Raw genomic sequence first — 17794 nt, 5'->3', positions numbered from 1 at the left:
TTGAAATCTTGCTTTCAATCAATCAAGCTATCAATATTTCAATAAAACAAGATTGCAGAATTACAAAAATAAACTCATTGGTCGGGGAACGCCCTGCAGCAAGGGGCGGGACCACCCGTTCCGACGAGCGAAAAAATCTTTAGTTAGGGAATGTCTTTCTTTCATTGGCAATACGACTTCGGAGTGAATTTGCCCAAGGTGTTTTGCGGCACGGAAAACAGATTTGTGTGCCACAAATCACACCTTGCTGTTATCTGACGATAACATAATTTCATTGGCTGGCAGTACGATTTGGAACATCCAGTTTTTGAGCCAACATTTCCATATCGCTACTTACTTTCAAATCGGTAATCCTCGCATAGATTTGAGTAGTTCGGATATTGGTATGACCTAAAATTTTGGATACTGTCTCAATAGGTACACCATTGGCGAGCAGCACCGAAGTTGCACACGAATGGCGCGCTACATGGTAGGTCAAGTTCTTTTCAATTCCGCAAATGGCTGCGATTTCTTTCAAGTAATCATTCATTCTCTGATTGCTGATAACGGGTAAAATCTTACCGTTTGGCAATTTATCTTTGTACTTTTCTAATATGGCTTTGGGTATATCCAGCAATCGGACGGTAGATGTAACATTTGTTTTGTGTCTTTTCCGTATAATCCACAAATTACCGTCAAATCCGGTACGAATGTCCTCCTGCCTTAACTCGCGAAAGTGCCGTGTAACAACTGAAAATGAACAAATCACGTACCTGCTCCAACCGTTTAGAACTAAACTCGTGGTTGTAAATGGTAGTAATTTCTTCCATAGTCAGATAATCCCTATCGGTACGTTCAAACCTTACCCGATAACTCCCGAAAGGGTCGGCAGTCACTAAACCCGTATTCTTGGCAAAGTTTACTACCGTGCGAAAACGTTGTACGAACTTCATAGCCGTATTATGGCTGCACCCATAATTATTCTTGATATACAACAGGAAACCTTCAATGAATACCACATTTATATCTTTAATTAGCATATCAGAAACCGAATACTTGAACTTCATAAATTCGACAAGCCGTTTCTTTGTCAGTTCATAACGTGAATAGGTCCTGTCTGTGGTATTCATTTTGACCTTTTGCAAATACTGCTCGTTGTGCTGTTTGAAGAACTCTATCAAAGTCCGTTCCCTTGCTATCTTGCCTAAAAAAGCGTTCTTTACCAGTTCTGCGGTTACATATCCGTCTTGTGCCATTAACGCATGGTAATGTTGATGAACTGCGCTACGAGTACTTTCCAACATGGAATTGATGTGTACGGCTTCTGCGGTTCTGCCGGAAGCCTTGCCTAATTTCACGCTCCAATGAGCCGGATTTATTTCCAGCTTGGTATTGAACTGGGCTACAACTTGGTCGATAGTGATACGTGCGATAATCGGTGCATTGCCGTTCTTCTTTACTGCATTTCGCTTGACGAAATAGAGTAGCTTGAAAGTGCTTCTCATAATCTCTTTTTTTAGTTATAAAATTAAATTGATAAACTGAAAATGAGACATTTGCAGTACGGACAAATCAAGACAACAAACCGCCAATTTCAGACATTCCGTGACCTAAAATCCGAAAGGTCGGACAAGTCACGAATTGGTCACGAAAGTATGTCTTTTTGTGACCTTTTTGTGTCTTAGGTCACGGACTTTATACAAAGAAAAAACTCCCACAATACCTTGATATTGTAGGAGTTGTCTTTTCTTTGTCTGGTTTTGTCCAACTTCTTGGTGATCCGCCTGGGGCTCGAACCCAGGACCCCAACATTAAAAGTGTTGTGCTCTACCTGCTGAGCTAGCGAATCATCCTGTGCGTCACTTCTGTAATGCGGGTGCAAAGGTAGGGATATTTTTTTAATACGCAATAGGTGAGACTATTTTTTTGCGCTTAAATCTGAATTTATTTTTTCTTGTTTATATTGATGAACAAGATTTTCGGGTTCTAACTCATTATCCTCGTGCAAGATAAAACGTTTATAGTAAGATAAGCACAATGTTGTCAGAGGGAGGGCTATTATTAAGCCTATAAAACCTAAGATCGTTCCCCAGATGGACAATGAGAGTAAAATGATAGCAGGGTTCAATCCCATAGCTTTACCCATAATGCGGGGGGTGAGATACAAATCCTGTATACATTGTACGATACCTAAAACTAAAATGGCCATACCAAAAATCAGCCAAAAATTCTCGCCTGTCTCAGCAGAACGTAATAAACTCAATAAAATCATCGGGATAATACCGATCGCTTGCATATAGGGAATTAAGTTCAACACTCCGATAAACAAGCCTAACGTGACTGCCAACGGGAAATTAATAATCTTAAAACCTATCGCAAGCAATACCCCTACGGAGAGAGCAATCAATGACTGCCCACGAAAGTAACGGTTCATACTATACTCCACATCCCCTGCTAAACCTTGCAAAAACGGACGGTAACGTTCCGGTATCAAATCAATCCAACCATTCGCAATTTTCTCATAGTCTAAAAGGATGAAGATGAAATAAAGTAAAATCACGAATACAATCGTAATACTGAAAAGGATCGAAAAGGTATTCGATAAAATTGACCATAGTTGAGGTGCGATCTGCTTAACCGCCTTCAATAAATTCTCCTTACTCAATAACTCCATGATCTGGGCGAAATTCACATTACTCTCCAGATATTCCATCCAAGAATGAGGGATCAAAGGAACATGGCCTTCACCAGGATCATGCGTACGGATTAATTCTAGCGTTTTATCGGCCTCTGCCGCAATAGAAGGAACTACCATGACAACTAGCAATGTTATTAACATCCCTAATGTCATCAATACCGCCATAATCGATAAGATACGACTTCTAAACCGTAATTTATATTGGAAGAACTTTACGAACGGTTGCATCATATAAGCCAACAACCAAGCAATCAAGAATGGCAACAACGCATTTCGTAATAAAGCGATCAAATAGATAATCCCTGAGATGACCAGTATACCAAATAAGATACGTATTACACGGTCAAACGTAAAAGGTTTGTCAAACAGTGGATCCATATTATTTTTATATCTTTGCTTACGACAAAGATAGAATAAAGTAGAATATATAAACATCATGATACGTAAAATATCCTTTTTCTTTCTCATTTCCTGCTTATGCCTTTCCGTGGAAGCACAAATTCCACAGCCCATTAAGCAATTCCTGAGCAAGCCTTATATGGAAGGAGCCTCATTCTCGTTGATCGTGAAAGATATTAATAGTGGAAAGACAATATTCGCTTACGATACAATCCGGCAGTTAACCCCTGCCTCTGTCATGAAAACTGTCACAACCGCTACCGCTTTGGAGATATTAGGTGAGGATTATCGCTTTCCCACGACATTAGAATATGATGGCTCCATTGAGAACGGCTTGTTAAAAGGGAACCTATATATCAAGGGAAGCGGCGATCCCAGCCTCGGTTCGGTTCACTTCACCCCGGGGCATAAGAAGTTTCTACAAGAATGGATCTCCGCTTTGAAAAAGGCAGGTATCCATAAAATACAAGGTGCCGTAATTGCTGATGAAAGTATATTTGACACAGAAGGTATTTCTTTAAAATGGGTTGGCGAAGATATGGGTAGTTATTATGGCGCCGGAAGTTATGGGCTTTGCATATTCGATAACCTCTATAAACTGGCTTTACAAACCGGAGCCCCAGGAAGCCGCCCTAAGTTGAAAGGAACGGAACCGGAACTATCCGGTATCCATTTCCATAATTATTTAAGGACCGGGCAAGTATCCTCCGATAGTTCTTTTATTGTAGGAGCACCATTCGCCATAGACCGTTATCTATATGGAATTGTCCCTGCCAACCGGGAATGGTACCCTCTCAAAGGGGATATCCCGGACCCGGCTCTTTTCTTAGCGGATTATCTCACTAGGTTACTGGAACATGAAGGGATTACGATTAGTGAATCACCTTCCTGTTTCAGGATTTTAAATGAAGCGGGTCAATGGCATCCTAAAGAACGGACAGAGATTATTACCACTTATTCCCCTCCTCTCCGGAAAATAGTGGAAGTAACCAATCACGTCAGCCATAATTTATTTGCCGATGCCCTAATCAAGACTATAGGTCTACGTTATACGCCTCGTAAAGGAGAAGTCATATCCTCTTTTAACCGGGGTATCCGGGTACTTCGAAAATACTGGCAAGAGAAAGGCTTCGATCTCTCGTGTGTCTGGATGTACGATGGTAGCGGACTTGCGGTTACCAACAAGTTATCAACAGCTTTTATGGCTGATTTACTGATTTATATGAAAACTTGTTCACAGCAGAATACAGCCTTCTGCGAATCATTGCCTCAAGCAGGGATAGAAGGTTCCGTGAGGAACTTCTTAAAAGGTTCGTCTCTCCAAGGAAAAGCTCATCTTAAAAGCGGAAGCATGAGCAGGGTAAAGGGATACGCAGGATATATAAACAAAGACGGCAAGCAATACGCTATCGCCCTATTCGTAAACAATTATTCTTGCGACGGTCGTCCTATGACTGTAGCGATAGAGAAACTATTGCTCCAATTATTCAATTAGTCAACAATTACTTCGGGAGGATCGATCTACGCTCTAACATTTCCTGGAAATGCTGTTTATAATTGTCTGAGATCGGAATATATTCCTTCCCAAAGACAATCCGGTTCCGTTCAATTATCTTAATCTTCTCCGGCTGCACAATAAAAGAACGGTGAACACGCACGAAACGATCCGAAGGTAACATATCCTCTAGGCTTTTCATACTCATCAACGAAAGGATCGGCCGGGGTTCATCCTCCACGAATATCTTCACATAATCCTTTAACCCCTCAATATATAATATCTTACGTAATTCTATTTGTAATAGTTTATATTCACTCTTGACAAAAATGCTTTCCATCTCCCCCTTCTCAACAGGTTGCGCAGCCCCTCCCTTTACCTCTTCTGAAGAGATCGGCTTACGAAGTAACTCATACCACTGAAGCGCTTTATTCGCCGAGGTAAGGAAGTCTAAATAGCTAATAGGCTTAAGTAAATAATCCAGCGCGTTTACCCGGTAACTATCCACGGCATATTGATCGAATGCTGTCGTAAAAATAATGCGGGTATCCGCGTTTAAGATACGAGAAAACTCCAACCCGCTCAACTCCGGCATCTGGATATCCAGGAAAAGCAAGTCCACAGGTCTATCCCGTAAATCGGAAAGAGCGTCCAAGGCACTATTATAAGTTCCCTGTAAATCCAGAAAAGGAGTTTTCAAGACATAACTTTCCAATAAACTAACCGCCAAAGGCTCATCGTCAATAATAGCACAAGTCAATCTCATATATCAGCCTCATTTATAGTAATCGACAGATAAGAATGATAATTATCCCCCTCCCGTCCGCATCGGAACGAGAAACATCCCGGATAAAGCAACCCCAAACGTTTCTCCAGATTCATCAATCCGATACCAGAACCACTTTTATCCTGATCCGAGTTCTTCGGGAAATAGCTATTCAAGATAGAGCAAATCACCTCCTTTCCCTCCTGATGGATATCCAAATGAATGAAAGACGGTTTATTATTACTTACCCCATGTTTAAAAGCATTTTCGATCAAAGAGATAAACAATAAAGGAGCGATTAAGGTTCCTGGTGAGGAAGCGACGATATTCGTCTTCAATTCCACGTGCTTGGGTAAACGTATACGCATCAACTCCACATAATTACGAAGAAAATCAAAATCTTTTTCCAAAGGAACAAAAGGCTGACTGCTCTCATACAGGACATAGCGGAGCAAACGACTCAAATCATGTACCGCCTCTTGCGCTTTCTCGGGGCTGAACGCTATCAAGCTATAGATATTGTTCAACGTATTAAACAGGAAATGCGGATTAAGCTGGCTTTTCAAGTTCTGTAACTCCGCCTCGGCACGTTCTTTCTCCAATTCCCGCTGGATCGCTTCTACACGATACCACCCATCTGTCATCTTGATCGCCACGCTAAGGCCTGCCACCAAGGAGTAGATAACGGCGTTAACGACAAAAAAACCAATCGTCTCATTCAACGGACGAGGAGGACGGGGCGGGTAATGAGTTTCCGGTGGATAGAAATAACGCATACAGAGATGTACGAATAACATCGTACCTCCGATAAGCAAAAGATTTATCAGCAAGAAACGCCCTGTCCGGCGATTAAATAAATACCGTCTCACCAACCATCCGTAATTCAGGTAAAAGACAAGCATGAAAGAAAGCGGCACGATGATACTCCGGAAATATCCCTCAAACGTGACTTGCGATTCCCTACCCGTAAAAAAGAATGGGGAGCAAAACAAGATCGCCCATCCTGCGATATGTATCAGCTTCCCCAACCCTTTGATAGGGGGGGACTGTGGTGTGTCATTCATTTTATTGTCCTCTTAATTAGTGCCACTACGCAAATATAGTCATTTCCCCCGGTAGATCGCCTACTCATACCGTATAGCCTCGATCGGATCAAGCTGAGCCGCTTTTTTAGCGGGATACCAACCGAAGAATACGCCGGTAACGGTACACACCACGAAAGAAAGTAATACGCTCCACGGCTGGATATAGATCGGGAAATGCGCCACGACATTCACGATCAAGGCAGCTCCTACGCCAAAGATCACACCGATCAAACCTCCGGTCACGCTGATAAGGATAGACTCGATCAAGAATTGGGCCAAGATATCCATGCCTTTCGCGCCGATACTCATACGAAGACCGATCTCACGCGTACGTTCCGTCACGCTCACATACATGATATTCATGATACCAATACCACCAACGAGAAGAGAGATACCGGCCACCGCAGCCAGCAACGTCGTCATTATATCCGTCGTACTTGTCAACATCGTACTCAACTCCTGCATACTCCGGATCGTAAAATCATCTTCATCGGTATCCCGTAGCCTATGGTTACGCCTCAGTATCTCCGATATCTCGTCTATGGCCTGATCGGTATACTCTTCCTTGAGTGCCGAACAAGTTATGCCTTGCAAATGGGTAATGGCCAAGATCTTTTTTTGAATAGTTGTGTATGGAGCTAAGATTAGGTCATCTTGGTCCATTCCCATGCTGTTGTATCCTTTACTTTCCAGTACACCCACAACCCGGAAGGGCAATTTCTGGAAACGAATTACCTTACCAACAGGATTCTCTCCTCCGGGGAAAAGATTATCCACCACAGTTTTCCCGATCACGCATACTTTGGCGGCAGTCTGAACATCTTGATCGCTAAACATATCACCGTCTTCCACCTCGTAACGCCGTATCTCCATATAATCCGGGCTGATGCCATAGACCGTAGTCGGGGCATTATTGGCTCCATAAATAGCCTGCCCGCTACTGTTGACGGAAGGTGAGGTGGCAGAGACATAACGGGTCTCGTTCACGATATCCTCATAGTCCTGTAGCTTCAGTGTCTCCATGGCAGAAGCCTCTTGACGGACACCGCCGCGCATATCAGCTCCGGGCTGGATCATGATCATATTCGATCCCATCTCACTGATCTGCGCCTGTATACTCCGTTTCGAACCTTGACCGATGGCCAGCATCGTGATCACGGAAGCCACACCGATGATGATACCCAGCATCGTGAGGAATCCCCGCAGCTTATTATTAGCCAAGGCCCTGAGAGCTATCTTTAGTAAATTCGTCGTATTCATTGTTTCGTCTTTTATCGCTTAATCATCATTCTTGGGCAAATGAGCCAAAGCTTCAGCAGCGCTCAGAATATTCGTATTCACCGTATCGGCGGTTACATGACCGTCGCGCAACATGATATTCCGGCTGCTATATTGGGCGATCTCCGGATTATGGGTAACAAAAATAATCGTACGCCCCTCAGCATGCAAACGCTGGAAAAGTACCAAGATCTCAAAAGAGGTACGAGTATCCAAGTTTCCGGTAGCCTCATCCGCAAGAATCACCGCCGGATCGTTTACCAAGGCACGTGCGATCGCCACACGTTGCATCTGTCCACCGGACATCTGGTTACTTTTATGCATCAGGCGGTCTCCCAAGCCTACGGCAATCAAAGCATTGACAGCCTTTTCCCTGCGCTGAGCCGCTTTATAAGCGGGATTATACATAAGAGGAAGCTCCACATTCTCTACCGCCGTTGTCTTCGGCAACAAATTGTAGTTCTGGAAAACGAATCCAATCTTGCGATTCCGGAGAGTCGCCCGCTGACGCTTGTTCATGGTACGTACAGATACCCCGTCTAAGTAATACTCCCCGCTCGTGGGCGTATCAAGGCAACCCAGTGTATTCAGCAAGGTACTTTTTCCGGAGCCGGAGGTTCCCATGATCGTCACGAACTCTCCCTCGCAGATCGTAAACGATACGCCTCGCAAGGCATGGACCGTCTCGTCGCCCACGTGGAAGTCTCGTTTTATATTGTCTAATCTGATAATTTCTTTCATGATGCAAACTATTTGGACTTGCTGGGGATGAGACGGGGTATGCCCCGTCTCTACGTATTGGAATTATTTGTTTTTCTTATTTTTGTTGCTACCCGGAGGGCCCGGCATGAATGGGCTCCGTTCCGCTCCGGCATTTACTTCCGGCATATCAACAGAACTCGCCAGATCCACGGCTACCTCATCACCTTCACTCAAACCTTCGGTTACTTCTGTCACGCTGTTATTGCTAGTCCCGACCGTAATTTGTTTAGGGCTCAACGTATTCCCTTGGCGAGACCAGACTAAACGTTTTCCGGGTTGTACCTCCGCGTCCGGATCTGTCACCGTCATACCCAACGATTTCATAATCTCAGGTTCGGGAATAAAACGAAGCGCCTTGTTCGGCACGGTCAAGATATTCGCACGTTCCAACGTATAAATCGTAACATTGGCCGTCAACCGGGGTTTCAATTTCAAGTCCGGATTATCTGCCGTAATCACAACTTCATAAGTAACGACAGTTGAAGAAGATGTACTGGTAGACGAGCTGGAAGAACTTTCGCTATCCCCTAAACGAACCTGACGGACTACTCCTTCAAATTGATCGTTCGGGTACGCATCTACCGTAAAACTAACTCGCTGGCCTTCCTCTACATTTCCTATATCCGCCTCATCCACGTCTGCTATCACTTGCATCTTCGTCAGGTCGGCAGCAATGGTAAACAGCGTCGGGGTCTCGAAGCCTGCGGCAACCGTCTGTCCCTCCTCAACGGCACGATTGATAACCACACCGTCTATAGGGCTTGTAATAGTGGCATATTCCAAATTACGGTTTACCTTTACCATAGAGGCCTGGCTTTGATCGTAAGCGGCTTTCGCCTTCTCATAGTTATAAGTAGCCGTCTCATAATCCGTATCACTAATCAATTGCTTCTCATGAAGCACCTTGCTACGGGCATAGTTTTTCTGCTGATACTCAAACTCCGTCTTGCTACTCTCCAACTGGGCCTGAGCGGAACGAAGCTCGGCCTGGAGATTGATCTTATCCATCTCGGCGATCAGTTGGCCGGATTTTACCACATCGTTATAATCAGCGTACAACTTATCGATGATACCGGAAACCTGCGTACCTACCTCAACCTCGGTAACAGGCTCCACCGTACCGGTGGCCGTAACCGTGTTCGTGATCGTGCTACGCCCTATTTTAGCGGTCTCCAGCTTGATCCCGCCTTTCGAGGATTTACCTGTGAAAAAGAACAGGCCCCCCGCTATAAGGACAACGGCCACACCGCCAATGATTAGTTTTTTCTTGTTCATATCCTGATTCGTTTTATTTCTGTTTTTACGTTGTTTCCTTGTTCAAAAGGCCCCCGCGACCTCCGTCGCAGGGTAACCTTGAAAAAAGAGAGTGGAGTAAATATATGTAATCCATTAGTGGGTTAATAATTCTCCGCAACCGACTTCTTCTGATAAACATTCAGTAATTGAATACTCATCAAGGCCATGTATTTCGCTTGCAATTGTTCCTGTTGAGCGGTCAGATAATTGTTCTTCTCCGTCAATAGCTCAAGCGTATTTTTCATACCGAGACTAAATTGCTCATCAACCAAATTATAACTTTCTTTCACATAACTCAGACGCTCGGAAGCCGATGTATATTGAGTCTGCGATGAAGTCGCATCCAGATAAATGCCTTCCACGGTTTGCAACAATTGCTTTTGGGCATTCAATAGCTCCAATTGGCTGGTAGTAATCGCATATTTCGCTTTGTTATAGGCCGTCTTATACTGGCGGTTACTGAAAATAGGGATACTGACAGTTAACCCGACACTTTCGTTGAAGCTATTCCAAATCTGGCTACCGAAAGCATAATCCGTTCCGGAAAGATGCCCCGTACCGATACCCGCATTCATAGAAAGCGAAGGAAGAAAAGCGCCTTTCGCCTTTTTCTTCTCTAACTCAGCGATATCCACAGCAAGTTCACTACTTTTTATCTGCGGCATCACAGCCAGAGAAGTATTGTAAATCGTCTGCTTGCTAGGAAGCGGAGTCAAGATATCTTTTTCCGTAAGCTCCGGCATCACCAACTCTATATCTTCCGTTATATCCAACTCCAGCAATTGCTTCAATTGCAGTTTATAATTATCCAAATTCGTCTGAGCTACGACCAATTGATATTTGTCTGTACTTAACTGGCTCTCCAACTGGGCCAAATCTACTTTAGAGATAGAACCTACACGTAGCAACTCTACCGCACGATCCCGTTGAGCCGTGGATACCTCGACCGTATTTTGATTAATACGAACAGACTCCATCGCATAAAGTACCTGCATATAAGTCTGTATCAAGGAAATTTGGATATCATCCTCACTTTGCTCGATACCTAGCTCATCTACGGTATTCTGTATTTCCTGTTGCTTAATCGCTTGCACACGTTGCCCACCATCGAAAAGCGTCCATTTAGCGTTCAAGGCATAATTACCGCTATAACTATTATTCGTTGTAGCATCGCTCGATGGATAATTCACAAATCCCTGAGTAACCGAAGCCGAGAGAGAAGGAAAAAGCTGCGCCTTCGCCTGCTTCGTATCCTCCATACCGGAAAGATGCGATACCTTGCTTTTCTTTACTTGGATATTATGCTCTAAAGCGTAATCCAAGCAAGCACGCAAAGTCCACCGGGTAGGTTGTTCCTGAGCCCCGGCCCCTACACAGAGGAAAAACAGACATGCGAATAATAAAGAGTATTGTTTCATATTGCCTTCGTTTTCTATCTTTTTACGAAAGCAAAACTATATCACCCCGGATGTTCTGGCAAATAGATTAGAGAGATGACTTGTTTTCACCGATTAAACGGTCAATTCTATCGACATTATAAATACAAACTACCAATATAAGATTACTCCGGCGATACCTGCCAAGATAATCATTAAGATAGGATGTACCTTGAATTTCCATGTAAGGATAAAGGCCCCGCCAAAGATCAGAAAACTTTTATAATCAATGAAGTTCTCCTTATTCATTAACAGCAAAGCAGCGGCGGCGATCAAACCGACCGTAGCCGGTCGCAATCCCAGGAAAGCCGCCTCTACATATTTATTATTCCGGAACTTAGCGAAAAAATAAGAGATCAAGAGAACCAATAAGAAAGAAGGTAAACAGACCGCGAATGTCGTCAGGCAAGATCCTAGGATACTCATCGTCTCCGAATACCCGGCATTATGAATCGCCGTATATCCTATATAGGTAGCGCTATTAATACCAATCGGCCCAGGTGTCATTTGAGAGATAGCGACAATATCGGTGAATTCCTGCAAAGAGATCCAACCATAGCGGTCCACCACATCGGCCTGTATCAAAGACAACATCGCATACCCGCCACCAAAACCTAATACGCCGATCTTCAGATATACATATAATAATTGCAACCAGATCATATATCAGCTCCTCCTATTTAAACCATATACCAAACCTCCGGCTATAGCCGTTAAAATAATCCAAGCGGGAGATATCCCTCCCATCCAGATCAGCAACGCTGCTCCGACAGGTATGATCATTTGCTTGTAACTCAATTTGATAGAACGGGCGGTTGTCAGACAAGGCACAGCAATCAAGGCGACCACCGCCGGACGCAACCCTTTAAATGCCTTCTCCACCCATACATTATCCTTTACCTGCGTAAAGAATAACGCGATCAGGAGCATAATCACAAAAGAAGGGAGAATCGTTCCCAAGGCACAAACAAAACCACCCCATGTCTTCTTCAACCTATAACCGACAAATATCGCTATGTTCACGGCGAAAATACCCGGCAATGATTGGGCCACAGAGAAGACATCGATAAAATCCTCTTTCGTCATCCAGCCCCGGTCTACCACATCCCGCTGGATCAGCGGCAACATAGCGTAACCACCTCCAATGGTAAACATACCGATTTTCACGAATGTCAGAAAAAGCGTCCAATACATACCCTTTATCTGTTTATGCAGGCTAACGTCCTAAAAGCCTATTGTAAGTTTCTTTATTATTAATAATCTGAAGTGCCCTTTGGTAACTTGAGTTATCATCATTGATGATCTGGAAATACTGCGCCATGTCATAAAGATCCCGGGCGATAAGCGCCTTGATCTGGAGCATGATCAACGGTTTCGAACGATTATATTGTTCTTCCTCAAACTCTATTTTCTCTTCTCCCGCCATCTTAAGAAGTTCTTCCATGATCTCCTCTCCAACCGCGAAATCTTGCTTATACTGCTGGAATTTAGGATATTTAGCCGTCATTTGGTTCCGATTACGGTCCAGATAATTCATCGATACCCGATTTACCAAACCAGAGGCCACTAGTTTCCGGTGATAATCCGTATAGCGAGCCGTATCTACCGGAATAAATACATCCGGCATAATACCTCCCCCTCCGTATACGGTACGTTCGGTAACCAACGTATTATACTTCATGGAATCCGGGAAATGGATGCTATCGGCGCTCATCAACTCGCCCCGATTATAACGATCGATCAAATCATGATGATACTCCTCAATCTTTCCGCTCTCATAAGGTTTTTGTATACAACGCCCGGTAGGTGTATAATAACGGGACACCGTCAAACGAATCATTGAACCATCCGGCAGAGGAATAGGTTTCTGTACCAAACCCTTACCAAAGGTTCGGCGACCTACGATCACGCCGCGATCCCAATCCTGGATAGCGCCGGAAACAATCTCACTGGCCGAGGCCGAAGACTCGTCCACCAATACAACCAAACGTCCCTCTTGGAATTGTCCGCGGGCAGTAGAATTTGCCTCCTCGCGTGCCTGCTTATTCCCTTTCGTATAAACGATCAACCGGTTTTTATCCAAAAACTCATCTGCCAGTTCTATGGCGATATTCAGATATCCTCCACCATTCCCCTGTAAATCCAGAATCAAATTCTTCATTCCTTGTCTCCGAAGTTTCTCCAACGCCTCCCTGAATTCTTCGGCGGAAGAAGCCGCAAAACGATTCAACTTGATATAACCGGTATTCTTATCTGCCATATAAGCGGCATCCAGACTATACACAGGAATCTTACCACGCACGATCTTGAAATCCATCAGTTCCGGAGACTTACCCCGTTTCACCTTCACACGTACCTCGGTACCTTTCGCCCCCCGTAGCTTCTTCATGATATCGGTGGTCTTCATCTTTACACCAGCTATCAGGGTATCGTCCACCTGGATAATACGGTCGCCAGCCATCAACCCAACCTTCTCAGAAGGTCCTCCGGGGATTACCTGGATCACGTAAAGCGTATCCGTCAACATATTAAACTGTATACCGATACCATCAAAATTGCCTTGCAAAGGCTCGGTCATCTCTTTCGTCTCTTCCGGGTCCATATAAGTGGAATGAGGATCTAATTTATCCAACATACCAACGATAGCGTCTTCCACCAACTTAGTCTCGCTAGTAGAGTCGACATACAAATTAGAGATAGCAAACAAAGCCAATTGGAGCTTCCGTGCGTCTATATTCGCTTTTTGCGCTGTCGCTCCGGTAAACATCCCTATAGCGACCAACAGAGATAAGACGATTCTTTTCATCAAATACATTCGTTTCATAATTTTTAATACAACCTCGTCTCTTCCGGGACGAACTGGGAAATGTCTTTGCCGTAACGTAACAACTCGCGTACAATACTTGAGCTAATATGCGTATGTTCCGGCTCTGTGAACAATATAAAAGTCTCGATACCTGTTAACTTACGATTCACGTCCGCAATCGTTTTCTCATACTCAAAATCATTGACCGTACGGATACCTCTCAGGATAAAGCCGGCTCCTACTTCCTTGGCGAAATCTACCGTCAACTGATTATACGACATTACTCTCACCCTTGGATTATCCTTGTACAAATTCTGAATCGCATCCATTCGTTTCTCTAACGAGAAATAAGTAAGTTTCTTATCATTGATTCCGATCGAGATCACGATCTCATCCACCAGCTCCAACCCGCGCCTTACCAAAGATTGATGCCCGATAGTGAAAGGATCGAAAGTACCGGGAAAAAGCGCGATACGCTTATTTAGTCGACAGCTTACAACAGACGATTGACAACTAGCCGCCAGTGTCGGATCAAGACTGTCTGTTTCTTTCTTATTCATTTCCTGCATTATATTATATATACCCATTCCACCAGTAAGTGTCAGCTAATCACGTCTTCCTCGACCACCAAGTTATCGATAATAAAATTCTGTCGTTCCATGGTATTCTTACCCATATAGAATTCTAACATATCTTTCACGAGATCCTCTTTCTTCATCGTCACCGGATCAAGGCGTATATCCTTACCGATAAAATGCTTGAACTCATCGGGTGAGATCTCTCCCAACCCTTTAAACCGAGTAATCTCCGGATTTTTCCCGGCAGCGGCTATGGCAGCCAGCCGTTCTTCCTCCGAATAGCAATACCAAGTTTTCTGTCGGTTACGTACCCGGAACAACGGGGTTTGCAAGATATAAACATGGTTACGCTTGATCAAGTCGGGGAAAAATTGCAAGAAGAAGGTAATCAACAATAAGCGAATATGCATCCCGTCTACATCGGCATCGGTAGCGATAATCACCTTATTATACCGCAACCCTTCCAAACCATCCTCAATATTCAAGGCCGCTTGAAGCAAGTTAAACTCCTCGTTCTCGTAAACGATTTTCTTTGTTAAGCCATAACTATTCAAGGGCTTACCTCTTAAACTAAATACAGCTTGATAATTCGGGTTACGACTTTTCGTGATAGAGCCGCTAGCCGAGTCTCCCTCCGTGATAAAGATACTACTTTCCTCAAGCAAATCTCCTTTCGAATCTGTCAGATGAATCCGGCAATCCCTTAGTTTCTTATTATGCAGATTCGCTTTTTTCGCACGTTCGCGCGCCAGCTTCGTAACCCCGGCAATCGCCTTACGCTCTTTCTCGGACTCCAATATCTTCTTCAGCAAAAGTTCCGAGGTCTCCATATTCTTATGCAAATAATTATCCAGCTCCTTCTTGATGAAATCGCCGATAAACTTCGCTACCGTAGGGCCATCCGGTCCTATATCTTTCGAACCGAGCTTGGTCTTCGTCTGGCTCTCGAACACAGGCTCCTCCACTTTAATGCTGATAGCGGCAACGATACCTGCCCGAATATCCGAATACTCGAAATTCTTATTGTAATATTCCTTAATGACACGGCCTACAGATTCCTTGAAAGCCGAAAGATGCGTACCTCCCTGGGTGGTATGCTGACCGTTCACGAATGAATAGTACTCCTCTCCATACTGGTTACTATGCGTGATAACCACCTCTATATCTTCTCCTTTCAGATGAATGATCGGATAAAGGGGGTCGGTTGTCATATTCTCGTTCAACAAATCAACCAAGCCATTCCGGGAATAGAAGCGTTTGCCATTGTAAATAATGGAAAGTCCCGAGTTCAAGAAGACATAATTCTTCAGTAACGCCTCGATAAACTCATCCTTATAATGATAATCCTTAAAAATCTCACGATCCGGGATAAAAAACACCTGCGTGCCATTCGCCTCCCCGGTAGGTTGGATATCCGATTCCTCGGTAACGATCGCCTTATTGTACTCTACCCGCTTACACTCTCCGTCGCGGAAACTGGTTATCAGGAAATAACTGCTCAACGCATTAACCGCTTTGATACCCACCCCATTCAAACCTACGGATTTCTTGAAAGCCTTACTGTCGTATTTAGCGCCGGTATTCATCTTGCTAGACACATCCACGACCTTACCCAGAGGAACACCGCGGCCATAATCCCGCACGGCAACCGTACCTTCCTCGATAGTCACCTCGATACTTTTGCCATATCCCATCATGTACTCGTCGATGGAGTTATCCAGCACTTCTTTCAGCAGCACATAGATTCCATCATCCGCATAACTACCGTCTCCCAGTTTTCCGATATACATACCGGGACGCCGGCGAATATGCTCCATCCAATCCAATGTCTTGATATCATCGTCATTATAGTTGACAGTCGAGAGTTGAGAGTTGACAGTCGGAGAATCTTCGGTATCCATACCCAAAAGTTCTCGCTTCATATCTATCTTATCATTATCCATAATCTTACAAAATATTTAAACATGCCTACTCAAATAACCGTCAGCTATTATTTCCCCTCGGTCAACTTCTTAAGATACGCCCTTCTCGATTTATGATGTTCCCGTTTGAAGTAATCCCATTGCGCTTGCACGGCGCTATTCGTCTCCAGTTCCGGATTACTCTCGGCATAAACCGCTCCGACACTCTTGTAGACCGGGATCAAGTCATTAAACAACAAAGCGTTCACACCTTTACTTTGATATTCCGGCAGAACCCCCGTCAAATATAAGTCGATCACTTTCGGCTTGCTCTTCAACGCTTTCAGCAAATAGATCCATCCGAAAGGCAACATACGCCCGCGAGCTTTTTGCAATGCCCTTGACAAGTTAGGCAAAGAAATACCAAAGCCAACCACCGCATTATCTTCTTCCCTCACGATCAACGTCACCAAATCATAGCGTAGCATAGGGATATACATATTGATATAGTAATCAATCTGTTTCTCGGTCAATCGAGCGAAACCATATAAGGGAGCGAAAGCCTCGTTCAATGTATGAAATACCGGACGGGCGTAAGGCATAATCTCCTTAGCGTTCTTAAACTTCATCACCTTCAGGCCATATTTCTTCTTCACGATCTCGCCGATACGCAAATGTTTATCGGGCACGCCATCCGGTATATAGATCTTAAACTCATGCCAATCCTGATCCTTTACGTATCCGATACGCTCCACTTGCTTCGGATAATAAGGATAATTATAAATCGTGGCCATCGTACCGACCTGATCGAATCCCTCAATCAACATCCCCTCGTGGTCCATATCGGTAAAGCCCATCGGTCCATGGATCTCTTCCATACCTTGTTCACGGGCCCATTTCTCGACAGCGCCGAAAAGGGCATCGACCACCTCATCATCATCAATAAAATCAACGAAACCAAAGCGGGCACGTTTCTGTCCCCAAGTCTCATTACTCGGGCGATTCACCATACCGGCGATACGGCCTACCACCTTCCCGTCTTTATAGGCCAGGAAATAAATCGCGTCACACACCTCGAACGCCGGGTTCTTTTTCTTATCCAGCGTCATCATCTCTTCCTCTATTAAACCCGGTACGTGATAAGGATTACCCTTGTATAACTCGATATTGAACTTGACAAATTTCTTAAGCTCCTTCTTACTGGAAACTTCTCTTATCTCTACGCTCATCGGTAATTTTATTTAAGTGGCAAAGTTAGAGAAAAATGCTGGAACAACCGAGAGAGATGGGAGAAATGACGCTAAAAGACTTTGTA

At 44.2% G+C, this 17794-nt stretch carries 14 protein-coding genes, 1 tRNA gene and 1 pseudogene; 1 reads left to right on the top strand and 15 read right to left on the bottom strand.

The annotated features are described in order from the left end of the window. Positions 1-271: 271 nt before the first annotated feature. The 3 genes and pseudogenes from Q0110_RS17725 to Q0110_RS17715 all read right to left on the bottom strand — a co-directional run bounded on the left by Q0110_RS17725 (position 272) and on the right by Q0110_RS17715 (position 3055). Positions 272-1484, bottom strand: a pseudogene (locus tag Q0110_RS17725) (site-specific integrase). A gap of 268 nt (positions 1485-1752) precedes the next feature. After that, positions 1753-1828, bottom strand: a tRNA-Lys gene (locus tag Q0110_RS17720). A gap of 69 nt (positions 1829-1897) precedes the next feature. Beyond that, positions 1898-3055 carry an AI-2E family transporter gene (locus Q0110_RS17715; RefSeq protein WP_297909645.1) on the bottom strand — a complete coding sequence of 386 codons (1158 nt, stop codon included), beginning with the start codon at positions 3053-3055 and terminating at the stop codon, positions 1898-1900. A gap of 58 nt (positions 3056-3113) precedes the next feature. On the opposite strand from Q0110_RS17715, the gene dacB reads away from it, so the two are divergent. Continuing rightward, the gene (gene dacB / locus Q0110_RS17710) at positions 3114-4571 is read left to right on the top strand and encodes a D-alanyl-D-alanine carboxypeptidase/D-alanyl-D-alanine-endopeptidase (protein WP_297909642.1); all 1458 of its coding nucleotides are present in this window, start codon (positions 3114-3116) and stop codon (positions 4569-4571) included. A 7-nt stretch (positions 4572-4578) separates the two neighbouring features. Here the strand turns inward: dacB and Q0110_RS17705 are convergent, their stop codons facing one another. The 12 genes from Q0110_RS17705 to Q0110_RS17650 all read right to left on the bottom strand — a co-directional run bounded on the left by Q0110_RS17705 (position 4579) and on the right by Q0110_RS17650 (position 17708). Continuing rightward, positions 4579-5337, bottom strand: coding sequence for a LytTR family DNA-binding domain-containing protein (locus tag Q0110_RS17705; protein ID WP_297909639.1), 759 nt, complete (start codon positions 5335-5337; stop codon positions 4579-4581). Continuing rightward, positions 5334-6401 (bottom strand): sensor histidine kinase, encoded by a 1068-nt coding sequence (locus tag Q0110_RS17700; protein WP_297909636.1) that lies wholly within the window; start codon positions 6399-6401, stop codon positions 5334-5336. The genes Q0110_RS17705 and Q0110_RS17700 overlap by 4 nt, the downstream gene beginning before the upstream one ends. Before the next feature lie 60 nt (positions 6402-6461). After that, entirely contained in the window at positions 6462-7682 is a 1221-nt protein-coding gene (locus tag Q0110_RS17695) for an ABC transporter permease (RefSeq protein ID WP_297909633.1), read from the bottom strand. An 18-nt stretch (positions 7683-7700) separates the two neighbouring features. Beyond that, on the bottom strand, positions 7701-8441 hold the full coding sequence (locus Q0110_RS17690) for an ABC transporter ATP-binding protein (RefSeq protein ID WP_297909631.1): 741 nt from the start codon (positions 8439-8441) through the stop codon (positions 7701-7703). A 63-nt stretch (positions 8442-8504) separates the two neighbouring features. Beyond that, entirely contained in the window at positions 8505-9737 is a 1233-nt protein-coding gene (locus Q0110_RS17685) for an efflux RND transporter periplasmic adaptor subunit (protein WP_297909628.1), read from the bottom strand. A gap of 122 nt (positions 9738-9859) precedes the next feature. Next, a complete protein-coding gene (locus Q0110_RS17680) occupies positions 9860-11176 on the bottom strand; it encodes a TolC family protein (protein ID WP_297909625.1) in 1317 nt (438 codons plus the stop codon). 129 nt (positions 11177-11305) lie between these two features. Next, positions 11306-11857 (bottom strand): chromate transporter, encoded by a 552-nt coding sequence (locus Q0110_RS17675; protein ID WP_297909622.1) that lies wholly within the window; start codon positions 11855-11857, stop codon positions 11306-11308. Between the two features lie 3 nt (positions 11858-11860). Further along, positions 11861-12388, bottom strand: coding sequence for a chromate transporter (locus tag Q0110_RS17670; protein WP_297909620.1), 528 nt, complete (start codon positions 12386-12388; stop codon positions 11861-11863). Positions 12389-12410: 22 nt separating this feature from the next. Continuing rightward, positions 12411-14000 (bottom strand): S41 family peptidase, encoded by a 1590-nt coding sequence (locus Q0110_RS17665; protein ID WP_297909653.1) that lies wholly within the window; start codon positions 13998-14000, stop codon positions 12411-12413. Positions 14001-14023: 23 nt separating this feature from the next. Continuing rightward, positions 14024-14560 carry a pantetheine-phosphate adenylyltransferase gene (gene coaD, locus Q0110_RS17660; RefSeq protein WP_297909617.1) on the bottom strand — a complete coding sequence of 179 codons (537 nt, stop codon included), beginning with the start codon at positions 14558-14560 and terminating at the stop codon, positions 14024-14026. Between the two features lie 41 nt (positions 14561-14601). Continuing rightward, a complete protein-coding gene (locus tag Q0110_RS17655) occupies positions 14602-16479 on the bottom strand; it encodes a DNA topoisomerase IV subunit B (RefSeq protein WP_297909649.1) in 1878 nt (625 codons plus the stop codon). A gap of 89 nt (positions 16480-16568) precedes the next feature. Next, positions 16569-17708, bottom strand: a complete 1140-nt coding sequence (locus Q0110_RS17650; RefSeq protein ID WP_297909614.1) for a hypothetical protein — start codon at positions 17706-17708, stop codon at positions 16569-16571. Between the last annotated feature and the right edge of the window lie 86 nt (positions 17709-17794).

Origin of the sequence: uncultured Parabacteroides sp. (assembly GCF_947855115.1) — a bacterium.
Lineage (GTDB): Bacteria > Bacteroidota > Bacteroidia > Bacteroidales > Tannerellaceae > Parabacteroides.
Note: the sequence above shows the minus strand (reverse complement) of the source record. Positions and strands in the feature narration are given on the sequence as shown.

Bases quoted from the DNA above. Each gene is read 5' to 3' on its own strand.
- Q0110_RS17675 (WP_297909622.1), bottom strand. From the start codon at position 11,857: ATGATCTGGTTGCAATTATTATATGTATATCTGAAGATCGGCGTATTA.
- Q0110_RS17670 (WP_297909620.1), bottom strand. From the start codon at position 12,388: ATGTATTGGACGCTTTTTCTGACATTCGTGAAAATCGGTATGTTTACC.
- Q0110_RS17715 (WP_297909645.1), bottom strand. From the start codon at position 3,055: ATGGATCCACTGTTTGACAAACCTTTTACGTTTGACCGTGTAATACGT.
- coaD (WP_297909617.1), bottom strand. From the start codon at position 14,560: ATGAATAAGAAAGAAACAGACAGTCTTGATCCGACACTGGCGGCTAGT.
- Q0110_RS17705 (WP_297909639.1), bottom strand. From the start codon at position 5,337: ATGAGATTGACTTGTGCTATTATTGACGATGAGCCTTTGGCGGTTAGT.
- Q0110_RS17680 (WP_297909625.1), bottom strand. From the start codon at position 11,176: ATGAAACAATACTCTTTATTATTCGCATGTCTGTTTTTCCTCTGTGTA.
- Q0110_RS17655 (WP_297909649.1), bottom strand. From the start codon at position 16,479: ATGGATACCGAAGATTCTCCGACTGTCAACTCTCAACTCTCGACTGTC.
- Q0110_RS17685 (WP_297909628.1), bottom strand. From the start codon at position 9,737: ATGAACAAGAAAAAACTAATCATTGGCGGTGTGGCCGTTGTCCTTATA.
- Q0110_RS17700 (WP_297909636.1), bottom strand. From the start codon at position 6,401: ATGAATGACACACCACAGTCCCCCCCTATCAAAGGGTTGGGGAAGCTG.
- dacB (WP_297909642.1), top strand. From the start codon at position 3,114: ATGATACGTAAAATATCCTTTTTCTTTCTCATTTCCTGCTTATGCCTT.
- Q0110_RS17695 (WP_297909633.1), bottom strand. From the start codon at position 7,682: ATGAATACGACGAATTTACTAAAGATAGCTCTCAGGGCCTTGGCTAAT.
- Q0110_RS17665 (WP_297909653.1), bottom strand. From the start codon at position 14,000: ATGAAAAGAATCGTCTTATCTCTGTTGGTCGCTATAGGGATGTTTACC.
- Q0110_RS17650 (WP_297909614.1), bottom strand. From the start codon at position 17,708: ATGAGCGTAGAGATAAGAGAAGTTTCCAGTAAGAAGGAGCTTAAGAAA.
- Q0110_RS17690 (WP_297909631.1), bottom strand. From the start codon at position 8,441: ATGAAAGAAATTATCAGATTAGACAATATAAAACGAGACTTCCACGTG.